A 24,291-nucleotide genomic window follows, 5' to 3' on the forward strand; every position below is an offset into this window, starting at 1 on the left:
GTTCAGCTTATCCGTGGTTGTGCTGTGGGTGGTGTACTTGGTCGGGGGGGTCCGCGTGGGGGGGGGGGGGCGCGCCGGGGGGGGGGGGGGCCGGCGCGGGGAGGTGTCCGCGGGGCCCCGCCGCAGGGCGCCGGGCGGGTCAGCCGGCGTTGCCGCGGGCGGCGGCGCTCCCTGACGTGGTGGCGTTGCCGTGGGTGGTGGCGTTGCCGGACGGGCCGTCGCCGGACGGGCCGGTGGGGCCGTCGGCTGCGGCGGCATCGGCGGCGTGGGGGAAGAAGTACGGCGATCGGCGGTACCAGCGGGCCCACGCGGCGGCCACCAGCCCGGTGACGATCATCAGCGCGGGCACCATCAGGTTGAACCAGCCGTTGTCGGCGGCCAGTTCGAAGTGGTCCGTGGAGACGTAGAACGTCCGGACGAGGTACCCGCCGACGGCCAGCAGGACGATCGCGCCCACCACCGGCGCCACGACGGCGCGCAGCCCCTCCAGCGGTGCGGTCCGCAGCAGGTGCCGGAAGCGGACGGCGGCGGCGATCGCCGTGAGCGCGTAGTAGAGCGCCACGACGATGCCGATCGCGTTGACGGCGGCCGAGATCAGGTCGTTGACGACCGGGATGGACACCGACAGCAGCGCGAGCACGACGGCGATCGCGGTGATCAGGAGGGTGGCGGCGGCCGGGGTCCCGTACCTGGGGTGCAGCCGCATCCAGACCGGGCCGAGCGTGCCGTCGCGGCCCATCGCGTACATCCCGCGGGCGGTCGGGATCACGGAGGCCTGGAGCGAGGCGACCGCCGAGAAGGTGAGGGCGATCAGCGGGAGCGCGGCCAGCGGCTGGTCGGCGAGCTTCGCACCGAAGTACGTCAGGCCCTGGGCGCCGTTGTCGGCCAGCTCGTCGAGCGGGAGCACCCGCTGGAAGGCGGTGCCGGCGAGCAGGAACAGCGTCAGCATCATGGCCAGCGCGATGAACCCGGCGCGGAACGCCTCGCGCGGGTGACGGACCTCCTCGCCGACGCTGAAGACCGACTCGAAGCCCCAGTAGCAGAACACGGCGAGCACCATGCCCTGGGCGAGCGCCTCGGGGGACGGGATGTCGAAGGGGTTGAACCACTGGAGCGAGAACGGCTGGTCCCCCGCGAACAGGCCGTAGCCGCAGAAGGCGAGCAGCACCGCGTACTCGAAGACCAGCAGGTACTTCTGGAGCCGGGCCGCGAGGTCGAGCCCGCGTACCGCGACCAGTGCGGCGCCGATCAGGACGGTCAGGCCGATCAGGGTGCACTGGAGGGTGGACTCCGGGTCGAGCCGCAGCCCCGCCACGCTGCGCACGCCGGCCTGGTCGGCCAGCTGGACGAGCGCCGAGCCGGTCACCGTCGTGGTGTACGCCATGAAGACGACGGTGCCGAGGGCGCTGACCCAGCCGGACAGGAAGCCCAGCCAGGGGTTGAGGGTGCGGCCGATCCAGCTGTAGCTGCTCCCCGCGTCGGGTTCGACCCGGTTGAGCCGTCCGTAGGCGCCGGCGATGCAGAGCACCGGGAGGAAGGCCAGCAGCATGATGGCCGGCAGGTGGAGGCCGACCACGCCGGCGGTCAGACCGAGTCCGATGCCGATGCTCGTGGTGGCCGCGGTACAGGTCGCCGCGATGGTGACGCTGCCACCGATACCGATGGAGCGGCGCATGGCCGCAGGCGCGCCGGGGGCTCCGGGTCCGCCGGGGGTACCGGTGGCACCGGCGGACCCGGGGGCTCCAGTCGCGCCGGGTGCGCCGAATCTCGGACCGTTACCCGTGTCCTTGGACGTACCGGCCAAAGGATCACCGCCTTGATCGTGGGGGGGGTTCGGCCGAACGGCCGGTTGGCGAGCCATGAAACCGCCGGGCCCGTTCACACGTCAATGCCGTTGTCATAAGCTCCCGCCATGGCCGAGCGAGTAGTCCCGGAGCCGCACCGGCGGCGCAGACGACCCACCAAGCAGGGCGTCGTCCTGTCCGAACAGTTGATCGTCGACACCACGTTGCGGCTGGTCGGCAGCCACGGCGCCGAGGCGCTCACCGTCCGGCGCCTGGGCGCCGCCCTCGGCGCCGATCCGAGCGCGATCTACCGGTACTTCCACAGCACCGACGACCTGCTTCTGGCCCTCGCCGACGAGTTCGTCGGCCGTGCCCAGAAGGGCTGGCGGCCCACCGGCGACTGGCGCGCCGATCTGCGCGAGATCGGTCTGCGCCTGCACGCCGCCTACCAGACCCACCCGCAGGCCGCGATACTCGCCGCCCACCGGACCACCGGGCGCGAGCACGAGATGCGGGCCGTCGAGCGGATCCTCGGCGTGCTGCGCGGCGCCGGCTTCCCGGACGTCGAGGCCGTCCGGATCTACCACGCCTTCGTCGACCAGGGCCTCGCGTTCGCGGCCCTCGACGCCGCGGCGCTCGCCCTGCCGCCCGCGGCCCAGGCCGCCGACCTGGAGGTCTGGCAGGCGCGGTACGGCCGGCTGGACGCCTCCACCCACCCGAACATCGCCGCGACCGCGGGCCTGCTGGCCCAGGACATGCGGCGCAGCGGGTACCCGTTCGCGCTGGAGCTGCTCCTGGAGGCGGCGGCGGCCCGGCTGGCGGCGACCGACGGGAACGCCGCGACGGGCGGGAAGACGGGCGGTGGCGCCGAGCGCGGACGGTGACGGCGGCCCGAGCGGCGGCGGCCAGGCGCCCCGCGTCGGGCCACTGCCCGTTCCCGCAGGTGGTCGGCGGGCGGCACCGGCCGGGTGCCCGGTCGGTGCGGAGCCCCGAAATCCGGTGGGGAGCCGCCGCCGTCTCGGATAGGTTTCCCTCGCCGAGGCGTCGAGCCACCGGGACCAGGACGGCTACCCCCGCGACGGCTGCCCCCGGCGACGGCGGCCCGCGTGGACGACGGACCGGTGACAGGCCCGCGGACCGACGAAGGGGAGAGCCGTGTCCGAGACCGACGAGGCGATACACGAGCTGCTGGTGGACTCCGCGCAGTTGCCCCCGGGCGGCCGGGTGGCGGATCTGGGCTGCGGGCGAGGTCCCACGCTCGCGGCCTTCGCCCGCCGGCTGCCCTCGGCCCGCCTGATCGGGTTCGACGTGTCGACGGCCGACGTCGAGGCCGCCCGGACGCTGTTGGCCGACCACCCCGGCGGCGCCGAGCTGCGGGTGACCGACCTGTCCGGCCCGCTCCCCCTGGCGGACGACAGCGTCGACGCGGTGGTCTCCTACAACGTCCTGGAGTGCCTCGCGGACCCGGCCGCGCTCCTTCGCGAGGTGGCGCGGGTGCTGCGCCCGGGAGGACGCGCCGTGGTGGCCCACGTCGACTTCGACTCACTGATGGTCGCGGGCGCGCCCCGGGAGCTGGACCGCCGCGTCTGCCACGCGTTCACCGACGACCAGCAGCCGTGGATGTCGCACGTCGACGGCCGGATCGGGCGGAAGCTCCCCGGCCTGCTCGGGACTTCGCCGCTGGTGGTCGAGGACGTGGTCCCCCTGGTGACCACCTCGACCGTGCTGGAGGGCCACGCCGCCCGCCGCATCGGCCACATCCGCGAGGCGGTGTCCGGCGCCGCGGCCACGGGGCGCGGGCCGGTCTCCGCCCAGGAGGTCGCGGACTGGGACGCGGCCGTCCGCCTGGCGGCCGCCGAGGGCAGGTTCTTCTTCGCCGAGACGGCGGTCACCGTCATCGCCCGGGCCGTCGCCTGACGCGCACGCGCAACCGGGTGCCGGGGGGTCGATCCCGTGGTGGCGGGCCGTGGCCGTGCCCCGTCCCGGCGGTCCGGGGTCCGTGGCCCGGGGTCCGGGTCGGTCAGGGCGTGGACGCCGCGCGTTCCGCCCCGTGCCCGGCGGGTGCCGCGGCCCCGTCGGCCCCGTCGGTCGCCCCGGCCGCCCCGATGGGCGGCAGCGGCAGGTCGGCGACCACGGCGAAGCCTCCGTCAGCCTGCGGGCCGACCGTGAGGGTGCCCCCGTGCAGGGTGACGCGCTCGCGCATGCCCACCAGGCCGTAGCCGCCCGAGCCCGCCGCCCGGACGCCGTCCTGCGGCAGCACGCCCCAGCCGTCGTCCCGCACCTCGACGGTGATCCCGTCCTCGCGGTACGTCAGCCGGACGGTCGCGCGGGCCGGCCCCGCGTACTTGCGGGTGTTGGTGAGGGCTTCCTGGACGACCCGGAACACCGTGAGGCCGACGGTCGGCGGCAGCGGACGCCGCGGCCCGCGGACGTCGAGCGCGGTCGGCAGTCCGGCGAGGCGGGACTCGTCCAGCAGACGGTCGAGGTCGTCGACGCCGGGCTGGGGCAGCGACGGCGCGGTCTCCGGCTCGTCGTCGGCGCGCAGGACGTCGAGCAGTTGGCGCATCTCGCGCAGGGCCATCCGTCCGGAGCCCTCCAGCGAGACGAGGGCCTCGCGCACGACCTCGGTGTCGCGGCCGAGGTTGGCCCGGGCGCCGCCGGCCATCAGCTGCATGGTGGTGATGTGGTGCGCCACGATGTCGTGCAGCTCCCGCGCGATGCGACGGCGCTCGTCCGCCACCGCGCGCTCCGCCAGCAGGGTCCGCTTGATCGCCATCTCACGCTGCCAGCGGTCGACCACCATGGCGGCGCCGACGACCATCAGGGTGCTGAGGACCGGGGAGAGGGCGTCCTGCCAGAGCGGCCACCGGCCGGGATTCTGGCTCAGCAGCGTGACCGACACCGTCGCGACGGCCGCGACGGCCGTCCCCCGGCCGGAGTGGGCCCGGGCCGCCGAGTACAGGGCGACCACGAGGACGGCACCGAGGTGCGGGGGCAGCGGAAGGACCAGGGAGGCGATCCCGTCGAGTGCCAGGACGGCGGCCAGCGCCGTCGCCGGGTGACGGCGCCGCGCGAGCAGCGGCAGGCCAGCCGCCCCGACGAGGAGGAGTCCGGCCGGGCTCACCTGGTACCGGCCGTCGAGGCCGGAGAGGAACGCGTAGCTGAGCAGGTTCATCGCGCAGGCGCCGACGGCCACGAGCGCGTCGCTACGGGACCACGGCGGCCCGGCGCCGTCGGTGTGCAGCGGCTCCCGGGCGTCTTCGGACCCGGTGTGTCGACTCATGGACATGTCTGTTCCCCTTGCGTCCGGCCTCCCGGCCACTCCCGGGACAGGGTTGCACAGCGGGCCGCGACGGCCGCACCGGCGGCGAGCGGCGCACGGACCTGCCCCCGGGAACGGTCCCGGCGCAGCGGCGCCGGTCCACCCGGCGGGGGCCGCGGCCCGCCTCCCGGCTCCGTACGGGGCGGTACCGATCGCCGTACGGGCGGAGGTACGGGTGGAGGTGCGGGTGGAGGGCCGAACTCCTCGCCGGGACCGGCGAGGCGGCCGTGGACGGAGACCGCGAGGTGGGACGCGAGCTTGCGCATGCGCCGCTCTCGGGTGCAGTACTCTGAGCGAATCGGTCAGGCCGTAGTACTTCAACCGGAGTGGTGTCCATGGCGCGCAGGAACGACGAGCGACGAGCCGCCCTCGTCGACGCCGCGATCGAGGTTCTGGCCAGGGAAGGAGCGCGCGGGCTGACCTTCCGGGCGGTCGACACCGAGGCCGCCGTCCCGGTCGGCACCGCGTCCAACTACTTCGCCAACCGCGACGACCTGCTCACGCAGGCCAGCGCCCGGGTCTACGAACGCCTCCGCCCCGACGAGTCGGAGATCACCCGCCGGCAGACGGGCGTGACGGACCGGGAGTCGTACGCCGCGTCGATGCACGAACTCGTCGACCGGGTCAGCTCGTTCCGCACCGGCTACCTGGCGCTGCTCGAACTGCGACTCGAAGCGACCCGGCGCCCCGACCTGCGCGCGGTCCTGACCGAGCGCGTCCGCGCCGATCTCGACGCCAACGTCGCCTTCCACCTCGCCTCGGGCCTGCCCGGCGACGAGACCACCGTCCGGTTGCTCTACCTGGCGTTCAACTGGCTGATCGTGGAGCAGCTCACCCTCCCCGACGTCCTCTCGGAGGCCGAGCGCCACGCACTCGTCAACGCCGCGGTCGACCGCCTCGTGACGCCCTGACCTACGCGGATCCGTCGCGGACCCGTCGCGGATCCGCACCGGCGCCCGGGACGGCCGCGCCCGGCCCTGTCGGTGCGCCGGGTCGGACCGCCAGGGTCGGTCGCATGCGACGGCGAAAGCACGTCCCGGATCCGACCCCGGCCCCGGCACTGCCCGAACTGCCGGAGAACCGCGCCCTGTTGGACTACTTCCGCGAGCGTTCGACCCTGCCGCGCGGCCCGAACGACCTCACCCTGGGCAACCGGCAGCTGCATGCGCACCCCGACCTCTGCGACCGACTCTCCCGCCTGGTGCCGCGCCACCCCGTGGAGTCCGCCTACGGCGTGCCCGTCCTCGCCTTCGAGGGCGTGGCCGCCGTCGTGGCGTGCGGCACGGACATCCTTCCGTTCCGCCGGTGGCAGCGGAACGGCACCTGGCATCAGGTCTTCACCCGGCTGCAGTCCTTGGCCGACGCGAAGGGGAGGATCACGTGGGACCTGAGCGTCGACTCCACGGTCTGTCGTGCTCATCAGCATGCGGCTGGGGCCCGCAGGCAGGGCGAGCTGCAGAAGGAACCGCCAGGCGGTGTGTTCACCGAACCCGAGGATCACGGACTGGGTCGCTCACGCGGCGGGTTCACCACCAAGTTGCACCTGACCGTCGAGCAGGGTCAGAAACCCATGTCGATCGTGATCACGGCCGGGCAGCGCGGCGACTCCCCGCAGTTCGAACCCGTGTTGGACAAGGCCCGCGTGCCCCGCATCGGTCCGGGACGGCCACACGTCCGCCCCAACCGCGTGCGGGCCGACAAGGCCTACGCCTCCCGCCAGCCCTGTCGATCGTGAGCCCAGTCCATCATCACCTTGGCGGTCGACTCCTCTGGGCCGAACACTTCATGGAGCCTTGGAACGTGGGCCTGGTAGTGCTTGTCTGCACTGCCTTCGCGGTACTCGACCTGGTAACAGCAGGTCGTGCAGAACCTCCTCGGTTGGATCGTCCACGGTACGACCGCCCGCTTCAACTACACGCGGCACTGGCTCTAGCATGCACGCGACTGTACCGACCCATAGGACTCAACTGCCCAGCCGTCCACAACCTCCCGAGGCAGAACACCTGGCCCGATGACGAGGCTGGCCGCGCCGCCCACCTTCCAGGAGAGGAAGCTGCGATCCTTGCCCAGGCGGACGAGCTCAACGCCCACATCGCTCGGTTCCTCGAACACTACGGGTAGGCTCGTAGGTATGGGAATTGACTGGGAGAACATACTCGGCGCAAGCGGTGACGGCCTCGACGATGCCTACGACAGCGCGGTCTCCGCGGCCATCTACAGCGATGACCCGGTGGAGGACCGTCGGCCACTCCCGGTCGGCGAAGAGCACGACGACACAGACGGCTTGCGCTGAACTGAGGAAACGCCCTGGCAAGCCGCGGCGTTTCGCCGTCAGGTCAGGGGTCAGTCAAGAGGCGGCCGAGCTCAACTCTGCGGCTCGATCGCCGCCTTCACCGAACTCGTCATCCCCGGCAACGGCACAGGTGACGGCCAGCACTGCGGCACGGGGGTGCTGCCCGAGCACCGAGGTCACGGCCTCGGCCGATGGATGAAGACCGAGTCGATCCGACAGGCCCACAGGGACTATCCGGACCTCGGTGACCTCCTGACCGACACCGCCGACAGCAGCGCGCGCATGCGACGGGTCCACGACGGTCTCGGCTACACACCCACGCACACGACACACCAGTATCAGCTCGACCTTTAGCAGAGAGCGGACGGGCCGGACCGGGACATCACCCCGTCCGGCCTGTCCGTGCTTTCGATACACGCCCTAGTCGCACTGCTGCGCGAAGCCCTGGTCCACGCCCGCGACCTCAGCAGGAACCGGCCCGGAGGTGCACCGGTCGCGCGGGGCGTGGCCGCACCGGCCGTCAAGGCCCCGCAGGACGGGGCCCGGTGAGCGGGGCGCGGTGAGCGGGGCGCGGTGAGCGGGCCCGGGCGGGTCAGCCGACGACCGGGTCGTCGAGCACCTCGACGAGGACCCGGGCCTGGAGCCCCCCGGAGTCGGGGCCGGACAGACCGGCCGTCGTCGCCAACGCCTTCCACAGCGCCCACCCGCGTGCCCGCCGCCAGGTGTCGTCGGGAAGGCCGACGGCCTCCCGGAACGCCTTCCGCTCGTCGCCGGTGAAGTACGTCCAGGCCATGACGAGGTCGCACGCCGGGTCGCCGGTACCGCAGGTGCCGAAGTCGATGACCGCGGAGAGCCCTCCGTCGACGGCGAGGAGGTTGCCGGGGGCGACATCGCCGTGGAACCACACCGGGGACGACGGCCAGGCCGTGGTCAGGGCGCCCGCCCAGACCGCCCGGCAGGCGGCGACGTCGACGGAGTCCCGCAGCACGTGGAGGGCGTTCTCCACCTGGTCGGCGTAGACGCTGGGATGGCAGCCCCGGAAGAACGAGTGGCGGCCGGCCGCGGGGCCGTAGACCGCCGGGACGTCGCGGAGTTCGGTCAGGAACGCGCCCAGGTCGGCGGCCAGCCGGGTGCGGTCGACGGCGTCGGCGGCCCCCGGCGCCCCGGCGTCGTCGACGGTGCCGCCCGGCAGCCAGCGCCGCACCGACCACGAGAAGGGGTAGCCCTCCCCCGGACGGCCGGTGGCGACCGGCTCCGGCACGGGCGTCGACAGGTGCTCCGCCAGGAGCGGGAGGCAGCAGTCCTCCTTCTCGACGCCGGCGACGTAGCCCTCGGCACTGGGCAGGCGGACGACCAGGTCGTCGCCCAGCCGGAAGGTGCGGTTGTCCCAGCCCTGACGGGCGACCGGCCGGACCGGAAGGCCGCCCCACTCGGGGAACTGCTCGGAGACCAGCGCACGGACGAGTTCGGCGGAGATTTCGACGGAGATGTCGGTCACGGGCGAAGTCTGTGCCCGGCCTTCCGTGCACCGCAAGCGAGTTACCGGCCGATACTCCGGTCCCGCCGGTCGGGGAACCGTTCTGGCGTCCCGTCAGATCACTTCGGGCCGGCCGGACCTACCGAGCCGCCGAGCGACTTCGGGGCCGGGGGCCGCCGCCCGGGGGCGTCAGGCGTCCGGGGGCGTCAGGCATCCGGGGGCGTCAGGCGTCCGGATCGGCGCCCTGCTGGACCTGCTTGATCCGCTCCGCCTGGAGCGTGGCGAACTGCTGGAGCGTCTTGTGGTCCCGCTCGTCCTCGTCGAGTTCGATCAGGGCCACGACGGTGCCGACCCGCATCGCCGTGGACGAGGCGACGGTCCCGTCCCCGGAATCAGCCGAATCGGCGGGCTGCTCGAATCCCCGCGCCTGGTCGGCGGCCACCTTCAAGGTGATCGGACGCACGTCGTCGTCGGCCTTCTCCAGGGACGCCGCCAGTGCCTCGAAGACGGGGCCGGCGTTCTCCACGGTGTCGAAGGTCAGCAGGGTGAAGCGGATGTCGTTGTCGGTGTCGGCGGCCAGCTCGTAGCGGACGGAGCCGCCGAGTTCGAGGCCCTCGCAGTCGACCGACAGCTTCTTCCGGCAGGTGCTGGACGCCTCGGCCTGCCCGATGGCCTGCGGCGGCTTCGAACCGGAGGAGAGGCCCCAGCCAGTGGGGAGCGAGGCCGGGCTCGGCAGCGCGTCCTGCACCTGGTCCGGTTCCGACAGCACCACCGCGGCCCGGATCGCCGCGCCGCCGCCGGAACTGCACGCGCCCGTGCCCAGTGCGAGCGCGGCGACCGCCGCCGCCAGTGCGAGATTGCGTCCGTGCCGCTTCATCTTGTCCATCGCGGTGCCCCGTTTCGTCCTTCACCTCAAGATCAGCAGCGCACATCAAACCACATGATCACCTGGTCGTTCCGGCTCGTCGCCCCTGCCGAACCAGGGCCCCGGAACAGGGCCCCGAACCGGACCCGGCCGGTCACCTGCACCGCACGGGCACCATGACGCGGCGTGAGGGCCGACCCCGCGGTTGATCTCGCCGGTCGAGGTCCTAGGCTCAGGGGCCATGGGCATGAACGGGCGATACCTGCGGCTGAGCGCACGCCAGTTGGAGCGCGCGGCGGCGGAACCCGGCTGGGTGCGGGAGTGGGTCACCGAACTGGACGAGGACGTGGACGAGGCGGCCGCCCGGGGGCGGCTGCACGAGACCGGGCGGGCCGGGCCGGTACTCGACTTCCTGCTCCGCCGCCACGACTTCCCCGTCGACGTCATCCACGGGGAGGCGGAGCTCCCCGGCGCCGGGCAGTGGGGGTACGGACCACCGCGCTGCCTCACCCCGGAGCGGGTCGGCGCCGCCGACGGGGCGTTCGCGGACCTCCCGCCCGGCGCGCTGGTCGACGGCATCACCCCGGCCGAGCTGGCCACCGCCGTTCCGCTGCCCGCCGGTTGGACGGACGGGGAAGCGCTCCACCTGGCATCCGGCCACTACCGCTCGCTCGCCGACTTCCTGCACACGGCTGCCCGCTACCGACACGCGGTACTCGTCTGGACCGAGTAGGACCCGTCACCCGACCCCGCCCGGCAGCGGCTGACCGTGCGCCCCCGACCGGGCGGGGGCGCACGGTCCGGCGAGCAGTGGCCCCGCCCGCACGGGGCCACTGCTCGCGAAACGGATCAGCAGGTGCCGGCCGGGCGGTCGCGGACCACGAGGTCGATGCGGCCGGGGCTGTAGTCCAGCCAGAGCACCCGGGTGCCCCGGTCGGCGGCCGGGTAGGCCTGGACACCCCGGTTGCAGGAGAGCCGTACGGGGGCGCCGCCGGTGACGGGCACCTGGTACAGCTTGGGGAGCGCCGCGTTCGTCCAGCCGCCGCTCGGCTTGGCGCCACCACGCTGGTAGGTGACGACCCGGTCGGAGGCGGTGAACTCCCCGGCCGTCGGGGCGTAGGGCGAGTCGGCGGGCACCACGTCGGTCACACCGGAGCCGTCGACGGCACCGGACCGGATCGCGACCCGCAGGTCCGGGGGCGCCGCCCACCGCGACCAGAGCAGCCGGCCGCCCGCGAACTGCGCGGAGGTCAGTTGGCCCGGCCTGTCGCCAGCCGGGAAGCTCTCCGGGTACTGCGCGGTGATCCGGCCGGCGGCGAGGGAGTAGACCGTCGGCGCCGAGAAGGTGGCCCCCTCGGCGTTCCAGCTCTCGATCCAGCCGAGCAGACCGTCCTTGAAGGCGAGGTCGGACAGCCGGTGACCCTCGGCCACCGGGATGTCCACCGGGTCGGCCCCGTCGCGGAACACGAGGAGCCGGTTCCGGCCGTCCGCCCAGGAGGTGACCAGGACGGCGATCTGCCCATCGGATATCCGGGCGCCGTTGATGCCGTAGTCCGGGGAGTTGAACACGCTGCGGACCGGGCCGCCGGACAGCGGGCGCGCCAGCACCTCCGTCACCCCGAACCCGATCGCCTGCCAGACCGCGGTCCTTCCGTCGGTGTCGGGGGACAGGTGGATCCGGCCGTCCGGCGGGCTCAGCCGTGTCCGGGTACCGGGGGCGGTGACGGAGCCGGTGTAGAGGGACTCGTCGACGCTCTTCGGGTCGTCCCGTCCGCTCGCCACCCAGTGACCCCCGGCCACGGCCGGCGGAGCCTCGATGCCGGCGCTCCGCAGCAGCCCGCGGCTGTCCATGCCGATCCGGCTCTGCCAGCCGGCCTTGATGCCGTGGGCGTCGAACGCGGCCGCCACCGTGCGCAGTTGCGCGCGGCTCAGGCCGAGCGAGCGGCCGGCGGCGAGCACCGCGTTGCGGCCGTCGACGAACTCGTCCAGCGGGGTGAGGTACTCGGTGATCGCGCGGTAGACCAGACGGTCGGCGACGAGCGGGTCGAGGGCCCGGCGGATGTCCCACAGCGCCCCGCCGAAGATGGTGGCGTTGAGGTGGACGCCGCTGTTGTCGACGTCGCTCCAGGCCCCGATGTAGTCGTCGACGGTGGTACGGCGGTCGTCGAGGCGACGCCGCGCGCACTCCTCGGGTGTGCCGGTGCGGCAGAGGCTCTCGTTCATGAGGGCCGCACGGGGGTCGGTCATCGGGATGCCCCGGGTGGTGACCTCGATGGCGTTGCCGAAGTAGTCGGCCAGTGCCTCGTTCATCGCCCCGGGCTGGGCGGAGCCGTCCAGGTCGGCGGTGTGCTGGACGACGGCGTGGGTCAGCTCGTGCCCGACCACGTCCATCGCCACCGAGAACGGCCGGTAGGTGGCGTCCCCGTTGCCGTAGACCATCTTCACCCCGTCCCAGAAGGCGTTCAGGCTCGGCTTGCCGCCCTCGCTCGTGTTGGCCACGGAGACGATCGGACCGCCCTTGCCGTCCAGCCCGTTCCGGCCGAGCCGGTCCCGGAAGAAGTCGTACGCGGCGGCGGCGTTGAGGTGCGCGTCCGTCGCTCCGCCGGTACCGGTCGAGGCCGGGAAGTCCGGGCCCGGGGAGGAGACCGGTGACCGGCCGGTCATCGGGCCCCGGAACGCGCCGGCGTCCTCCCCGGCGGCGTCGTAGGTGAAGATGCCGGCGCCCCGGGTGAGGTCGACGAGCTGGTGGCTGCCGTCCGGCCGGCGGGCGACGTTCACCGGGACGGTGCGGCCGAGGATGTCGGGGGCGGTTCCGATGACGGGCACGCCGACGTCGGCCGCCGGGGCGGCTGCGGCGGCCGGGGTGCCCGGGGCGGTGGCTCCCCCGGTCGGGTACGGGGCCCGGGTGTCGCGGGCGAGGGCGACCACGCCGCGCACGGCGTCCACGAAGACCTCGCGGACCAGCGGCGCCCCGGTGGCCGGGTCGGCGGCACGGACGACGAAGCGCTGGACGAGCCGCCCGCCGCCGCCCGGGAGCACGATCCGGCCGCCGTCCTCCGCCGTGGCCCCGCCCCGGGCGCCCCGGTCCGCGACCGAGTCGAGCGCGAGCCCGCGCAGCGCCTCGTCCGACACGGCCGGGGTGGTCGGGGCGGTCAGCCCGGTGAAGTACTTGCCGCCGACCGACTCCACCGTGCGGTCCGCGCCCTCGCCGACCAGGCGGACCAGGTACTGCCCGCCCAGCACCGGCACGCCGCCGTGGTGCTGCTGGAACCTGACGGTGTCGCGGCCCTCGGCCGCGTGCTCGACGGCGAGTTCCGTCAGCTGCGCGGTGTCGATGCGGTAGCGGTCGGGATGGGCCGCGAGATGGGCCCGGGCCGCCTCGGCCGGACTGCCGGGCGCCGGCTCGGACAGTCCGGTCACCAGCTGCGGGGCGGCGGTGCCCTCCCCGGCCACCAGGCCGGGGACCGGGTCGGGCTCGGTGGCCGGGGAGGGCGGCGCGGCCAGGGCGGGCGACGCGCTCAACGCCAGGGCCAGCGCCAGGCTCAGGGCGGCGCCGACGCCTCGGGGCTTCTCGGGTAAGCGGGAACGGTGATGCACTGCGGTCCTCCGGGGGATGCGGATGCGGCACAGGCGACACGAAGACGCTGATGTGACGATGCGTCACTCGATGCTCGGTCGCGGAGGCGCGGCCCGTCCAGGCGATCGGACCAGCCCTGCACCCCTGCGCACCCCTCCGGTGTCCGAACGGGCACGACCCGGCGCGGGCGGCGGGAACCGGCCCGGCGGGGCAACCGATCCGGGGCCCGTGGCGTACCCGCGACCGATCGTTCGAGGAGGGAGGTGCTCGGTGACCGCCGACCGGTGGGCGGGCGAGCGATGAACTCGATCGGCCGGCACTCCCGTTGGTACCGGTGGAGGCCCCGCCGGGCGGGCCCCGGAGGGTTGCGGCCCGGGCGCCCCGGGCGGAAGGCCCGGTCCCGACCGATCAGGAGCAGACATGAACAAGATCAAGGCCGCCGTCGCGGCCGTCGCCGCCCTCGCCGGAATCGGGCTGAGCGCGGCTCCCGCGTCGGCGGGTGACATCAACATCCCCGCGCGTTGCAGCAACAACCAGTTCGGCGGCAGCTTCCTGTGCGGCGGCGACTTCGGCGACGGTGTGACCTACTTCGGCTTCCAGGACGGGAACAGCGAGATCTTCGTGATCGGCACCGACCACGCCGTGTGGACGCGCTGGACAAGCGGCAGCTCCCACAAGCTGAGCAACTGGACCTCCATGGGCGGCTACTTCACGAGCAAGGTCGTGATCCGCCGCCAGACCCTCGGCGGCGCCTTCACCATCACCGCGCGCGGCAGCGACTACAACCACATGTGGTCCCGCGACCGCAGCCAGAGCGGGAACTGGAACGGCTGGTACGTCGACGGGCCGCCGATAGCCGGCGGCGGGCAGGTCCTGACCGGGGCGCAGGAGTAGTCCCGGACGACCACTCCCTGACCGCCCCCTGACCGTTCCCGGCCTCCTCCGCGCGCCTGGCCGCCAGATCGCCCCGGTTCCGGTGACCCCGCCTACGGCCCGGCACCCGCGCCGACGGCCCGGCCGTGGTGGACGACGAGTTCGCGGGGAGGGTCGGGGGCGTAGGAAGCTCAGGGGCCGGGGGGCCGGGCGTAGTCGGCGGGGCCGACCGACTGTGACGCGGGTCACCGGAACTGCCGTACGGCGGCCGGACAACCCAGTGACGTGGACTTTTCGATGCACGAACGGATCAGAGCCGGCGACCCCGACGCCTTCCGGCAGTTGTTCCAGGAGCACTCGCGGGCAGTCCTGGCACACGCGGTCCGGGTGACCGGGGACCGCGCCGGGGCCGAGGACGTCATGGCGGTGGTCTTCCTGGAGGCCTGGCGGCTGCGGGAGAAGCTGCGCGACGAATGGGCGACGCCCCGCCCCTGGCTGATGGGCATCACCGTCAACGTCCTGCGCAACCGGGCCAGGGCCGCCCGCCGGCACACCGCCGCCCTCTCCCGCATGCCGATCCCCGAACCGGACCCGGACTTCGCCGACGAGCTGGTCGGCCGTCTCGCCGACCACGAACAACTCCTCGCGGCCAAGGCGGCGTTGGAGAAGCTCCGGCGCGGCGAGCGCGAAGTCTTCTCACTGTGCGTGTGGGCGGGTCTCACGTATCCCGAGGCCGCAAAGGCGCTGGGCATCCCGGTCGGCACCGTGCGCTCCAGGCTCTCCAGGGCCCGCACCCGACTGCGTGCGCTGGCCGACAAGGAGCTGCGGCGGATGCCGAGAACTCTCCCGGAACCCCTGCGGGCCGCCGGACAAATACAGGGTGGCCGGATGGTTCCGGCCCGGTCGGACAAGGAGTGGAACAGATGACCAGCGTCCCGGAGCGGCAGCAGCCTCTCGACGACACGGAGCTGAGGCACCTGCTGCCCGCGGCCGAAACGCCGGCCGTCCAGCCCGACCGGCAGCGCCAGATCGAGGAGTTCCTGATGAGCGAGATCACCCGCACCCCCGAAGCCGCAGGGCCGGCCCGACCCGAGGCCAGGAACCGGCGCCGGCTGCTGATCGCCCTGCCCGCCACACTGGCCGCCTTCGCCCTCGCGGCCACCGTGGCGGTCACCACGTTCGGCAACCCGGACACCGCCCCCGTGCGGGGCGACCGTGTCCCGGCGTCCGTCGTGCAGGTCACGGCCGGCGACACCGCAGGACTGGCCGGCGCGGTGGAACGCATCTCCCTGGCCGCCCAGTCCACCCCCGACCTCGTCCTGCGCCCCGGCCAGTACGTCTACGTCGAGAGCACCGTCTCCTACCTGATGGGCTCCCTCAACGCCGACACCGGCGCGGAGAAGGCGTGGGTCGACAAGCCCCACCAGCGGCAGATATGGCGCTCCGCCGACGGCCGCACCGGCTGGCTCACCGAGGAGGGCAAGACCGCGCAAGGAGGCGAGGCACTCAAGTCGGACACCGACGCCCGCCTGCGGTACCCCTCCTACGACTACCTGCACACCCTGCCCACCGACCCGCAGGTGCTGCTGCAGAAGATCTACACCGAGACCGCGGGAGGCGGAAACAACGGACCGGACCAGGAGGCGTTCGACACCGTCCTCGCCATGGTCCGCGAACAGGCCGTCCCCGGCAAGCTCGCCGCCGCGCTCTACCAGGCCGCGGCCCGGATCCCCGGCGTCGTCCTCGTCGACAACGCCACCGACGCCGCCGGACGCGCCGGAATCGCCATCGCCCGCACCAACACCACCACGGGCTCCCGCGACGAGATGATCTTCGACCGCACCAGCTACACCTTCCTGGGCGAGCGCGGTGTCCAGGTCACCGAGGCCTTCGGGGTCAAGCCCGGCACCGTCACCGCCAACACCGCCGTCCTCAAGCGCGTCGCGACCGACGCCCCCGGCCGCCCGCCCGGCACCGGCAAGGCCTGACGCGTCGGCCGCTGAACGACCGTAGACAGCGGGCCTCCCGCACAGGAGGCCCGCTGTCGTATCAGTCGGCCGCCCGTGTGCCGGTCGATCCACGGTCGCGTCAGACAGAACCGAACTCGTCCGACCGGACCGCAGCGACGAAGGAGCGCCAAGCCTCCGCAGGGAAGACGAGAGCCGGGCCTTGGGAGTCCTTTGAGTCACGGACAGGCACAACACCGGGAAAGCCGCGGGCAACCTCGACGCAGTCACCACCCTGGCCGCTGTACGAGCTCTTCCGCCACTGAGCATCGGTGAGGTCAATGTGCTGCATGGCTCTCAAATTCCTTCCGTACTGCTCTGATCAGCTCCAGTGATCCGGCCCGGGGTAGCGCCTCGACCTGCAGCCGATCGTAGTCCCTGGCCCAAGATGACAGTATCTGGACGTCTCGCTCCAAGTAGCCCGTCTTGTGGCTCTCCGTGTAGCCCAGGGGCTTGCCGTTCGGCATGGTCAGCAGTGTCACTGTATGGGCGAACGGGCGGTCCTCCCCGAGCTCAAGCGGCGCTACCTGGATGGTCACATTCGGCAGCTCGGCCAGCTTCTCCAAGGATAGGAGTTGCTGGGCCATCACTGCAGGCCCACCGATCGGTCGCCGCAGGTTCCACTCGTCAACCACCGCTTGCACGAACGGTGGAGGGGTTCGCCGCATGCCTGCCTGTCGGTCCAGAAGGAACTTCACACGGGCTTCCGCCTGCTGCTGCGTGGTCATCCCCCGCCGAACAGCAGCCAACTCGTACGCCGTCGCGTACTCCTCGGTCTGGAGAAGCCCCGAGATCACGCCAAGGTGGAAGAGTCGGATTGTGACCGCCTTCGCCTCCTTCTCCGCATACTCCGGGAATCCCTCTTTGAGCACGACGTGTTCCAGTTGGTCGAGCATCAGTTCAATGGTGCCGCCGGTCTCAAGGGCGCGATCCGCCTCCTGAGCGAGACGGCGGCTCGGAGGCTCCACTCCTCGTTCAATTCGCGAGATGTACGAGGCTGAGAATCTGATGATCTCGCCGAGTTGGGGCTGCGTGAGCTTCTGAGCCTTGCGTGACCTGCGGAGTTGAACGCCGATCGGGGCGAACCGAGATGAGGTTGGGTCAAGCTCGCGCTCGTTCATGGCGTCTCCAACTGAACCTACAACTATTTCGCCAGTTCCTCAGCTTCCGATCGTAGCTCCAGTTCCTCCACCATGGATGCGGATCGTAGTGATCCCGATGCACAGCGCGACCAAGGGAGCCCCCATGCCCAGCTGCCCCCGCATGCCCGTGTACACCCCCGTCGTCGGGGAGGTGGTCCGTGACTTCGGGTGCCGCGTCCCCGCCGGTGGGGTGCTCGAAGGCGTCTACATGGACACCCTCGGCGGCCTCGCCTACCTCCGCCACGAGGGCGGCGGCTGCGAGTGGACCACCAGGCCCGAACTCGTCCGACCCCTGCCCGAACCCCGCTACCTCAGCGTCCAGCAGCCCAGCAGGCCGCGCGCCGACGACCCGTCGTGAACCGGGCCCCCGCGCTCGTCGCCACCGCCCTCGGCGTCCCCGCCCTCAGCACCCTCACCGCCGCCCTCGCCTGCCGGCCGATCCACGACGGACCGCTCGGACCCCGCCTCCTGATCTTCGGCCTCGTCCTCGCCACCGGCATCAGCGCCGGCCTGCCCGCCTGCTTCACCTGGCTCTCACCCGACACCCACGACAACCCCGACCCCGACCCCGGTCCCGATTCCGACCCCACCCCCTGAACCCCCACGGTCGGGCCGCCGGCCCCGGCGCAGGCCCGACCGGAACCGCCGTCAACTCCCCACCGAGGAGACCCCCGTGCTCAACCACCTCCCCACGATCCTGACCCACCCGCCCCGCCGCCGCCTCGGCCACCAGGCCCTCATCCTCAACCGCGACGGCGCGATCCTCCTCGTCGCCACCACCTACCGCTCCGGCCTCATGCTCCCCGGCGGCAGCGCCGAAGCCGACGAACTCCCCCACCTCGCCGCCCGCCGCCACACCGAAACCGAAACCGGCCTCGTCCTCCCCCTGCGCTCCGTCCTCGCCACCGACTACGTCGACGCCCGACACCTCCCCGAAGCCGTCAACTTCGTCTACTGGGGCGGCCGACTCACCCCCGCCCAGGAATCCACCGTCGCCCGCCACCGCCCGCCCCACACCATCACCGCCGTCCACTGGCTCCACCGCGCCCAACTCACCGACGCCATGACCCCCGACCAACACCACCGCACCACCCAGGCCCTCGACGCCCTCGCCCGAGGCGCCCACCTCCCCTTCCTCCTCCGCGGCATCCCCGCCGAATGACACCAAAACGCTCGCGCGCCGCCCCAACAGGACGGCGCGCGAGGGACCGTAGGGGACCGGGACCTGAACGGGCCGGGCTCGGCTCCGGGATCAGCCGATCACCTTGATCGCCTCGATCGCGCGGTTCTCACCGGTGGTACCGACCAGGACGCGCCCGCCGCTCCGCCACCCCTGCCAGCCGTAGCCGCTCAGGTGCGCGTCGGCGTCCATGCTCCTGCCGTCCGTCAGGAACTCGACGGCCTCGATCGCCAGGGACTGACCGGTGGTGCCGATCTGGAGGATCCCGCCGTCCCCGACACAGGCCCAGGGCTGCCAGCCGAGGGTGGACACGTGTGCACGGGCGCACAGTCCGGACATGCCGCTGGTGCTGAACTTCAGTGCCTCGACCGCCCGCCCCTCGCCGACGGTTCCCGCGACGGCGCCGTTGCAGCTGCTGCCGCTCTGCCACCCGATGCCTGCGACATGAGCCCAGTAGCAGATGAGGCGGACGCTCGCCGCCTGCCCCGAGCCCGCGACCGGACGGCCGTCCGCCGCCGCTCCCGCAGGACCGGCGGCGGCGAACGACCCTCCGACGGCAAGGACGGCGGCGGCGAGTGCCGTACCCAGTGACTTGCGCATGGGCGATCCCCTCCAAGGGGGGGCGGGACGGGTCCGATGACCCGAGCGGTCGGACTCTGCACGGCCATGGTCGACAACCGACCTCTTCCGGTCAACGCCTGTGATTCACCATGACCCCACGAGCAAGAGGACTTGGCAGACATTGCACCGGCCGCCCCCGGCCGACGCCCGGCCGCCGAACCGCACCCGCCGGGTACGGCGGCCTTCCCGTGGACTCCCCGCAGCTCGACGGCGGCCGGGACGCCTCCGACCTGCTCGCGGCCGGGGCGCCGAACGGGCGGGAAACGCCCGCCGCGGCTCTGGCTGAATTTCCCTCAACTCCTCTTTTTGCCAACGGTGTTGATTGCCCCGAACCCGAGGAATCCGGGATCCGCGGTTCCGGCCAGATCGAGATCGGTTCGGGCCAGCTGCACGTGATCGCGATGCCCGGACGGGTGGGGGCTGCTTACCGTCGACAGGCCTGTTGGCACCTGTCCTCGGGCGCGGCGTGGGGCCCCGAACGACCCGAACGGCACTTCGCGACACCCGGCCCCGCTGTGCGTCCGCTGCCCGCACCGTGTGTAACGCCGAGGTAGGGAGTCCGCGCTGTGCCGTCCTTGCTGCACTACGAGATCGTCACGGATCCGACGTCACTGCAGGCGTCGTCCGACGGGGCACCGTCCGTGGGGACGGTGTACGTGATCGTCTCCAACTCCCACCAGGAAGAGGTGGAGTGGAGGTACATCGACGTGGAGATCCCGGTCGGCTCCGACCCCGATCACCTCACGGCGGACTCCGCGGCGATCACACCGGGCTTCTCCATGACGTACACGCCGCCACCCTGGCTGGACGAACCGCAGTTCGCCTGGGACGACACCCAACGCGTGTTCCGGGCCCAGCACGGCACCTGGCCGGGGAAGAAGGTCACCCTGCCCGGCAACGAGGGGATCATCCTCAAGCTGGAGAACATCCCCGTCACCCGGGGCGACGGCCTGGTCCTCGTCAAGATCCACGAGAGGACCGGTGGCGGCGACGGCAACGCGGCCATGCCGACGGACTCCTTCACCACCACGCTGGCGTTGGCCAAGCAGTCCCCGAAGGTGCCGCGCAACTTCCGCGCGACGCAGTCCCTGCTGGACACGGACGCGGGCCAGTGGCTCGAACTCAAGTGGAACGGGCCCAGCAACCTCGACTACTGGATCCGCTACCCGGACGGCACGGCGGCCCACGCCGTGCAGGCGGTCACCGCGCCTCCGGTGGTCGACACGTCCTTCAGCTGGTCCGTCCCCGCCCCGAAGCGCGGCACCACGTACACGCTGATCGCCGGGACGGACAACGGCGGGCAGCCGCAGCACGGGTACTTCCTCACCACCACCGTCCACGCGCTCATCCCGGAGTTCGGGAGCGGGACGCGCTCCCCGTGGATCGAGGGGACGGCGGACAAGGGCCGGGTCACCTTCACCCCGGACGGCGTGAAGGTCGACGACCGGAACGGTGCTGCGGGCACGGTCACGGCGAAGACCGCCGACGTACAGGACGTGAGGACCGGGTCGGTCAAGGGACGGACCCCCGACTCCGGCTGGATCGACTTCCCCGACACCGGCATCGACGTCTACCACGGCCCCCACAAGGACCTCGGCGTCGTCACCGCCGACCGCGCCGACGTCAACGGCGTCAACACCACATGGGTCGGCGACCGCGCCGCCGGAAACGGCTGGATCGACTTCCCCCAAGCCGGCATCAACGTCCGCAAGGACGGCACCCAGGACTGGGGCACCGTCGCCGCGGACAAGGCCGACCTCAACGGTGTCAACACCAAGTGGGTCCAGGGCCGTGACACCTCCGACGGGTGGATCGAGTTCCCCAAGTCCGGCGTCCGTGTCTACCGCGACGGTGGACACGACCTCGGCGCCGTCGTCGCCGACAAGGCCGATCTGAACGAGCTGCACGCCGGCGAAGGACACGTGAAGGGCCTGCTCACCGTCGGCGGGGGGATGAAGCTCAGCCACGACGGCGAGCGGCTGTTCGTCACCATGCCGGACCGGATCCTCTTCTTCGGGATCAACGAGTTCAAGAAGTGGGTGACCTTCGATCGGGGACTCGGCGTCACCTTCGGCCGGGGCAACTTCTCGCTGACGAAGGACTACGGCCTGCTGACCCGCGGGTGCGACGTCCAGATCCAGCAGGGGAAGCTGTCCATCTCCACCGGCAACCCGCCCCACGTCCGGGAGCTCTAGGGTCTGCGGTGCGCGTGCCGGTCGCAGTCGCAGTCGCAGCGCTTCGCCGAGGACTGCGGCTTCGACCGGCACGCCGCCCCGTCGCGGCCGGTCGGCCGGCGGGGCCCGATCAGCCCTTCGGCTTGTTCAGACGGGACTTGAGCATCAGCGCGCGGGAGAACTGGTCGGCGGCGGTCGTCGTCCGCTTCGGGAAGTTGGCCTTCATCAGCTTGTCGTAGGCGTCCGGCCGGAACTCCGCCGTGAGCAGCCAACCGCTGCGGACGTAGCTCGTCGGCGCGCTGTTCCCGGTGCCGTCGGTGCCGTCCACACGCCCGGCGTAGTGGCCCGATCCGGTGCTCATCACGTCCACGAAGGTGTTCGCCAGCGGCGCCAACTGCTGGGCGGTGATGCCGTACCGGCCGGACAGGTAGGCACGGTAGAGGCCCGCGCAGTCCAGGCTGCCGTGGTTGTTGTCCTCCTTGTCCCGGGTCTGCGCCGCGTACACCCAGTCGTAGGCGGTCTTCCCGGCGGGATCCCGGTAGCTGCGGGCCTCCGCGAAGAACCAGTCCACGCTGGCCTGCACCAGCCGGTCGTACCGGGCGACCCGCTTCGCGTCGTCGCCCAGCAACTGGTGGGCGACCGCCAGGTTCTGGAAGGCGTAGTCGAACATCATCTGCTGGTTCCACGGGACCGGCTTGCCGCCCTTGTACGGCGAGTCCGCGGCGAAGTACTGGCGGTCGCCCTTCGAGACGTCCAGCAGCCGGCCCAGGATGTGGCGGTCCACGGCGGTGTCGGCCTCCTTGACGAACCGCTTCGCCCGGTCGAGGTAGGTGGCACCGTAACCGTGCGGGTCGTGGTCCGGCACCTTCGTCTGCCAGAGGGCGGGCGTCCGCAGGACGAGCTGCGCGCAGTAGGCCAGGTGGCCGACCGGATCGCCCTGCTCGCCGCCGGTACCGACGGGCGCGGCCGACACGTCGTTGGGCCAGGCCGGATCGACCTTGCCGGTCCAGAGCACGTGCTGCCCGACCGGCTTCGCCGCCAGGTCGTTGCGCTCGGAGAGGACGGCATCGCAGAAGACGATCATCCGGTCGAGGACCGCCCGGTCGGCGGACACCTCGTACACCAGGCCCATCGCCTTGGTGTCCTCGCCGCTGTGTCCCTGGGCCCACTGGTTGCGGATGTTGTTCGGGGCGGGAGTGAGCGTCAGGGCGTAGGAGCGGAAGGACTCGATCTCCGCCTTCGTGACCGGACCGTCCAGGCTGCTGAACGTCAGCACCGGGCGCGCGGCTCCGGACGGCCGCTCCGCGGCGGACGAGGTCGGCGCGGGAGCGAGGGTGAGGATCACGGCACCCGTGGCGACGAGCGTCGTGCACCCGATCACCAGCCTCCGGACGGGGATCCGGACGGGATTTCGCTGGGCCATGGCAGTCTCCTGGGCGGGGCGTCGGGCTTCGGGCTTCGGGCTTCGGGCTTCGGGGCGTAGCGGGGCGGTCCTCCGGGGGGACCGCCGCACGCATCCTGTCGCCCGCCGACCCGGCCGGGCCGCCGATCCGGCCCCACCGGCGGGAGGTCCGCCCGAACGGGCAGCGACGGGGCCTCGTAGGGGTGGGGCCGGTGCGCGGCAGGGCACCGGCGGGCGCCCGCCGCCGGCGTCTGCCCGGCCCGGGCGCGCGAGAAGTCGGCCCGTCCGACGTCCCGCGCGGGACGGGCGGGGGCCGGACCGAGGGTCGGGGCCGAGGTCAGGGGCTGGGCGGGCTGTCGGTCTGCCGCAGGGCGAAGACGGCCTCGGTGGTACGGCAGAGGGAGTCCACGGCGCGGCGCAGGGAGCGCCACGAGGCGAGGCCGACGAGGATCCCCACCACCGCCGAGGGCCACCACCAGAGGCCGACGACGGCGAAGGCGGCGCCCCACACCAGGCCCTCGCAGGCCGCGTCGTAGGAGTCGCGGACCGCGCTCAGCGCCTCGCGGGAAGCGTCGGACGCACCGAGGAACAGGCCCGTCCACGCCTCGGCGACATCCGCGCCGGTCGTCGCCCTGATGCGCTCCTCCGCCGCGCGCAGCCGGTCGCCCGACCAGGTGGGGCCGGTGGGAGCGATCGGGTTCGCCCGGGCCCGGAGCGCGTCGAGCCGGGCGGCGCGCAGTTCGCGGCCGGCCGCGCGGGCCCGGACGGCCTGCCGGGCGATCTCCGCAGGCGACGCCCACCGGCGTGCCCGACGGCGGGTCAGCCGCTCCCCCAACGGCGTCAGCCACCAGGGCCAGGCCCCCGACGCCAGCGCGCCCACCGCCCCGGCGGCGAAGGGCAGCAGGAACGCGGCGACCACCGCGGCCACCGCGAGGAGGGCGAGCACCGCCGCGCTGTCGGACGCGAGTCCGCCGTCGAACCGCAGCACACCGGCGACCGCCTCCCGGGCGAGGCCGCGGTCGGCCCAGTGCCGGTGCCCGAGCCGGCCCCCGACGGCGGCGACGACGACCAGGAGGACGGCGGGCAGCAGACGGCGCAGGAACCACCCGTCGGGGATGCGTTTCTGGAGTTCGAGGAGCAGGCCCATGCGCGTCTCAGTCCACTCGGCGCAACGGTCCGCCGCTCAGCGCGCAGACCCGGGCGTCCGGCGGGGCGTCGTCCGGCAGGTCGACCCGGGCGCAGCGGTCCGTGGGGCAGACCCAGCCGACCGACCGCGGCGTGGGCCCGCCCGGCCAGTCGCCGACCCCCATCGTGGTGCGCAGGCCGATCCCGCCGGGGATTCCGGCGTCCTCGGCGGCCTCGTGGAGGGCCCGGACGGCGTCGCGCCACGCGCCGGTGGCCGGGTCGGCGTCGCGGACGAGGGCGAAGGGCCCGTCCCAACGGGTCGCTCCGACGAGATCGCGCAACGCCCCGGCGTTGCGGCACAGGTACTCGACGGCGTCCTCGAAGACCCGCCGCTCCTTGCCCCCGGCTCCCACGGGCTCTCCCTTACCGTTCCCCCTCGATGCGCTCCTC

At 72.8% G+C, this 24,291-nt stretch carries 24 protein-coding genes and 1 pseudogene; 14 read left to right on the plus strand and 11 right to left on the minus strand.

The features are described from left to right. Positions 1-139: 139 nt before the first annotated feature. Positions 140-1,675, minus strand: coding sequence for an APC family permease (locus ACFWIC_RS02070; RefSeq protein WP_380515030.1), 1,536 nt, complete (start codon positions 1,673-1,675; stop codon positions 140-142). Positions 1,676-1,912: 237 nt separating this feature from the next. Between ACFWIC_RS02070 and ACFWIC_RS02075 the strand changes: the two genes are divergently transcribed. After that, positions 1,913-2,668, plus strand: coding sequence for a TetR/AcrR family transcriptional regulator (locus ACFWIC_RS02075; protein WP_329883469.1), 756 nt, complete (start codon positions 1,913-1,915; stop codon positions 2,666-2,668). Positions 2,669-2,939: 271 nt separating this feature from the next. Continuing rightward, positions 2,940-3,701, plus strand: a complete 762-nt coding sequence (locus ACFWIC_RS02080) for a methyltransferase domain-containing protein (RefSeq protein ID WP_380360130.1) — start codon at positions 2,940-2,942, stop codon at positions 3,699-3,701. Between the two features lie 103 nt (positions 3,702-3,804). Here ACFWIC_RS02080 and ACFWIC_RS02085 read toward each other — a convergent pair whose 3' ends face one another. Beyond that, positions 3,805-5,073: a sensor histidine kinase gene (locus tag ACFWIC_RS02085; RefSeq protein WP_380360128.1), complete on the minus strand. Its 1,269-nt coding sequence runs from the start codon at positions 5,071-5,073 to the stop codon at positions 3,805-3,807. A 368-nt stretch (positions 5,074-5,441) separates the two neighbouring features. On the opposite strand from ACFWIC_RS02085, the gene ACFWIC_RS02090 reads away from it, so the two are divergent. From ACFWIC_RS02090 to ACFWIC_RS02105, 4 genes and pseudogenes are all read left to right on the plus strand, one after another. Continuing rightward, entirely contained in the window at positions 5,442-6,017 is a 576-nt protein-coding gene (locus tag ACFWIC_RS02090; RefSeq protein WP_329879113.1) for a TetR family transcriptional regulator, read from the plus strand. 104 nt (positions 6,018-6,121) lie between these two features. Continuing rightward, positions 6,122-6,841 carry a transposase gene (locus ACFWIC_RS02095; protein WP_380515035.1) on the plus strand — a complete coding sequence of 240 codons (720 nt, stop codon included), beginning with the start codon at positions 6,122-6,124 and terminating at the stop codon, positions 6,839-6,841. 396 nt (positions 6,842-7,237) lie between these two features. Next, positions 7,238-7,399, plus strand: a complete 162-nt coding sequence (locus tag ACFWIC_RS02100; RefSeq protein ID WP_329949439.1) for a hypothetical protein — start codon at positions 7,238-7,240, stop codon at positions 7,397-7,399. Between the two features lie 81 nt (positions 7,400-7,480). After that, positions 7,481-7,753: pseudogene (locus ACFWIC_RS02105) on the plus strand (GNAT family N-acetyltransferase); the annotation flags it as partial. Positions 7,754-7,991: 238 nt separating this feature from the next. Here the strand turns inward: ACFWIC_RS02105 and ACFWIC_RS02110 are convergent. Both ACFWIC_RS02110 and ACFWIC_RS02115 read right to left on the minus strand, forming a co-directional pair. Further along, entirely contained in the window at positions 7,992-8,897 is a 906-nt protein-coding gene (locus ACFWIC_RS02110) for an aminoglycoside phosphotransferase family protein (RefSeq protein WP_380360123.1), read from the minus strand. Positions 8,898-9,099: 202 nt separating this feature from the next. Further along, complete coding sequence (locus ACFWIC_RS02115; RefSeq protein WP_329949437.1) at positions 9,100-9,762, minus strand: hypothetical protein; 663 nt, start codon at positions 9,760-9,762, stop codon at positions 9,100-9,102. A 226-nt stretch (positions 9,763-9,988) separates the two neighbouring features. Here ACFWIC_RS02115 and ACFWIC_RS02120 point away from each other — a divergent pair, with 226 nt between their 5' ends. Beyond that, positions 9,989-10,474, plus strand: a complete 486-nt coding sequence (locus ACFWIC_RS02120; RefSeq protein ID WP_380515040.1) for a DUF1877 family protein — start codon at positions 9,989-9,991, stop codon at positions 10,472-10,474. A 116-nt stretch (positions 10,475-10,590) separates the two neighbouring features. Here ACFWIC_RS02120 and ACFWIC_RS02125 read toward each other — a convergent pair whose 3' ends face one another. Continuing rightward, a complete protein-coding gene (locus tag ACFWIC_RS02125; protein ID WP_380515042.1) occupies positions 10,591-13,338 on the minus strand; it encodes a M4 family metallopeptidase in 2,748 nt (915 codons plus the stop codon). A 400-nt stretch (positions 13,339-13,738) separates the two neighbouring features. Here ACFWIC_RS02125 and ACFWIC_RS02130 point away from each other — a divergent pair, with 400 nt between their 5' ends. The 3 genes from ACFWIC_RS02130 (at position 13,739) to ACFWIC_RS02140 (ending at position 16,179) form a co-directional block, all read left to right on the plus strand. Further along, positions 13,739-14,212 (plus strand): hypothetical protein, encoded by a 474-nt coding sequence (locus ACFWIC_RS02130; RefSeq protein WP_380360305.1) that lies wholly within the window; start codon positions 13,739-13,741, stop codon positions 14,210-14,212. 276 nt (positions 14,213-14,488) lie between these two features. Continuing rightward, on the plus strand, positions 14,489-15,118 hold the full coding sequence (locus ACFWIC_RS02135; protein WP_380360303.1) for an RNA polymerase sigma factor: 630 nt from the start codon (positions 14,489-14,491) through the stop codon (positions 15,116-15,118). Next, entirely contained in the window at positions 15,115-16,179 is a 1,065-nt protein-coding gene (locus tag ACFWIC_RS02140; protein WP_380515045.1) for a CU044_5270 family protein, read from the plus strand. The genes ACFWIC_RS02135 and ACFWIC_RS02140 overlap by 4 nt, the downstream gene beginning before the upstream one ends. Positions 16,180-16,279: 100 nt before the next feature. Here the strand turns inward: ACFWIC_RS02140 and ACFWIC_RS02145 are convergent, their stop codons facing one another. Further along, positions 16,280-16,489, minus strand: coding sequence for a DUF397 domain-containing protein (locus ACFWIC_RS02145; protein WP_380515047.1), 210 nt, complete (start codon positions 16,487-16,489; stop codon positions 16,280-16,282). After that, positions 16,476-17,318, minus strand: a complete 843-nt coding sequence (locus ACFWIC_RS02150) for a helix-turn-helix domain-containing protein (protein ID WP_380515050.1) — start codon at positions 17,316-17,318, stop codon at positions 16,476-16,478. The genes ACFWIC_RS02145 and ACFWIC_RS02150 overlap by 14 nt, the downstream gene beginning before the upstream one ends. Before the next feature lie 124 nt (positions 17,319-17,442). Here ACFWIC_RS02150 and ACFWIC_RS02155 point away from each other — a divergent pair, with 124 nt between their 5' ends. The 3 genes from ACFWIC_RS02155 (at position 17,443) to ACFWIC_RS02165 (ending at position 18,501) form a co-directional block, all read left to right on the plus strand. Then, positions 17,443-17,697 (plus strand): hypothetical protein, encoded by a 255-nt coding sequence (locus ACFWIC_RS02155; RefSeq protein WP_380515052.1) that lies wholly within the window; start codon positions 17,443-17,445, stop codon positions 17,695-17,697. After that, positions 17,694-17,936: a hypothetical protein gene (locus ACFWIC_RS02160; protein ID WP_380515054.1), complete on the plus strand. Its 243-nt coding sequence runs from the start codon at positions 17,694-17,696 to the stop codon at positions 17,934-17,936. Before ACFWIC_RS02155 ends, ACFWIC_RS02160 begins: the two co-directional genes overlap by 4 nt. Before the next feature lie 76 nt (positions 17,937-18,012). Next, on the plus strand, positions 18,013-18,501 hold the full coding sequence (locus ACFWIC_RS02165) for an NUDIX domain-containing protein (protein ID WP_380515056.1): 489 nt from the start codon (positions 18,013-18,015) through the stop codon (positions 18,499-18,501). Between the two features lie 90 nt (positions 18,502-18,591). Here ACFWIC_RS02165 and ACFWIC_RS02170 read toward each other — a convergent pair whose 3' ends face one another. Next, positions 18,592-19,119, minus strand: coding sequence for a hypothetical protein (locus ACFWIC_RS02170; protein WP_380515059.1), 528 nt, complete (start codon positions 19,117-19,119; stop codon positions 18,592-18,594). 587 nt (positions 19,120-19,706) lie between these two features. On the opposite strand from ACFWIC_RS02170, the gene ACFWIC_RS02175 reads away from it, so the two are divergent. Then, positions 19,707-21,335, plus strand: coding sequence for a hypothetical protein (locus ACFWIC_RS02175; RefSeq protein WP_380515062.1), 1,629 nt, complete (start codon positions 19,707-19,709; stop codon positions 21,333-21,335). Positions 21,336-21,444: 109 nt separating this feature from the next. Here the strand turns inward: ACFWIC_RS02175 and ACFWIC_RS02180 are convergent, their stop codons facing one another. The 3 genes from ACFWIC_RS02180 to ACFWIC_RS02190 all read right to left on the minus strand — a co-directional run bounded on the left by ACFWIC_RS02180 (position 21,445) and on the right by ACFWIC_RS02190 (position 24,254). Continuing rightward, complete coding sequence (locus ACFWIC_RS02180) at positions 21,445-22,737, minus strand: hypothetical protein (RefSeq protein ID WP_329948161.1); 1,293 nt, start codon at positions 22,735-22,737, stop codon at positions 21,445-21,447. A 316-nt stretch (positions 22,738-23,053) separates the two neighbouring features. Further along, on the minus strand, positions 23,054-23,863 hold the full coding sequence (locus tag ACFWIC_RS02185; RefSeq protein WP_380515064.1) for a hypothetical protein: 810 nt from the start codon (positions 23,861-23,863) through the stop codon (positions 23,054-23,056). A 7-nt stretch (positions 23,864-23,870) separates the two neighbouring features. Further along, entirely contained in the window at positions 23,871-24,254 is a 384-nt protein-coding gene (locus ACFWIC_RS02190) for a hypothetical protein (RefSeq protein WP_380515067.1), read from the minus strand. Between the last annotated feature and the right edge of the window lie 37 nt (positions 24,255-24,291).

The sequence above is a fragment of the Kitasatospora sp. NPDC127035 genome (genome assembly GCF_042726075.1).
In the GTDB taxonomy this organism is placed as follows: domain Bacteria; phylum Actinomycetota; class Actinomycetes; order Streptomycetales; family Streptomycetaceae; genus Kitasatospora.

Coding starts and splice junctions, on each gene's coding strand:
- ACFWIC_RS02070 (WP_380515030.1), bottom strand. CDS start 1,675: ATGCGCCGCTCCATCGGTATCGGTGGCAGCGTCACCATCGCGGCGACC.
- ACFWIC_RS02075 (WP_329883469.1), top strand. CDS start 1,913: ATGGCCGAGCGAGTAGTCCCGGAGCCGCACCGGCGGCGCAGACGACCC.
- ACFWIC_RS02085 (WP_380360128.1), bottom strand. CDS start 5,073: ATGTCCATGAGTCGACACACCGGGTCCGAAGACGCCCGGGAGCCGCTG.
- ACFWIC_RS02090 (WP_329879113.1), top strand. CDS start 5,442: ATGGCGCGCAGGAACGACGAGCGACGAGCCGCCCTCGTCGACGCCGCG.
- ACFWIC_RS02095 (WP_380515035.1), top strand. CDS start 6,122: ATGCGACGGCGAAAGCACGTCCCGGATCCGACCCCGGCCCCGGCACTG.
- ACFWIC_RS02100 (WP_329949439.1), top strand. CDS start 7,238: ATGGGAATTGACTGGGAGAACATACTCGGCGCAAGCGGTGACGGCCTC.
- ACFWIC_RS02115 (WP_329949437.1), bottom strand. CDS start 9,762: ATGGACAAGATGAAGCGGCACGGACGCAATCTCGCACTGGCGGCGGCG.
- ACFWIC_RS02120 (WP_380515040.1), top strand. CDS start 9,989: ATGAACGGGCGATACCTGCGGCTGAGCGCACGCCAGTTGGAGCGCGCG.
- ACFWIC_RS02130 (WP_380360305.1), top strand. CDS start 13,739: ATGAACAAGATCAAGGCCGCCGTCGCGGCCGTCGCCGCCCTCGCCGGA.
- ACFWIC_RS02135 (WP_380360303.1), top strand. CDS start 14,489: ATGCACGAACGGATCAGAGCCGGCGACCCCGACGCCTTCCGGCAGTTG.
- ACFWIC_RS02140 (WP_380515045.1), top strand. CDS start 15,115: ATGACCAGCGTCCCGGAGCGGCAGCAGCCTCTCGACGACACGGAGCTG.
- ACFWIC_RS02145 (WP_380515047.1), bottom strand. CDS start 16,489: ATGCAGCACATTGACCTCACCGATGCTCAGTGGCGGAAGAGCTCGTAC.
- ACFWIC_RS02150 (WP_380515050.1), bottom strand. CDS start 17,318: ATGAACGAGCGCGAGCTTGACCCAACCTCATCTCGGTTCGCCCCGATC.
- ACFWIC_RS02155 (WP_380515052.1), top strand. CDS start 17,443: ATGCCCAGCTGCCCCCGCATGCCCGTGTACACCCCCGTCGTCGGGGAG.
- ACFWIC_RS02170 (WP_380515059.1), bottom strand. CDS start 19,119: ATGCGCAAGTCACTGGGTACGGCACTCGCCGCCGCCGTCCTTGCCGTC.
- ACFWIC_RS02180 (WP_329948161.1), bottom strand. CDS start 22,737: ATGGCCCAGCGAAATCCCGTCCGGATCCCCGTCCGGAGGCTGGTGATC.
- ACFWIC_RS02185 (WP_380515064.1), bottom strand. CDS start 23,863: ATGGGCCTGCTCCTCGAACTCCAGAAACGCATCCCCGACGGGTGGTTC.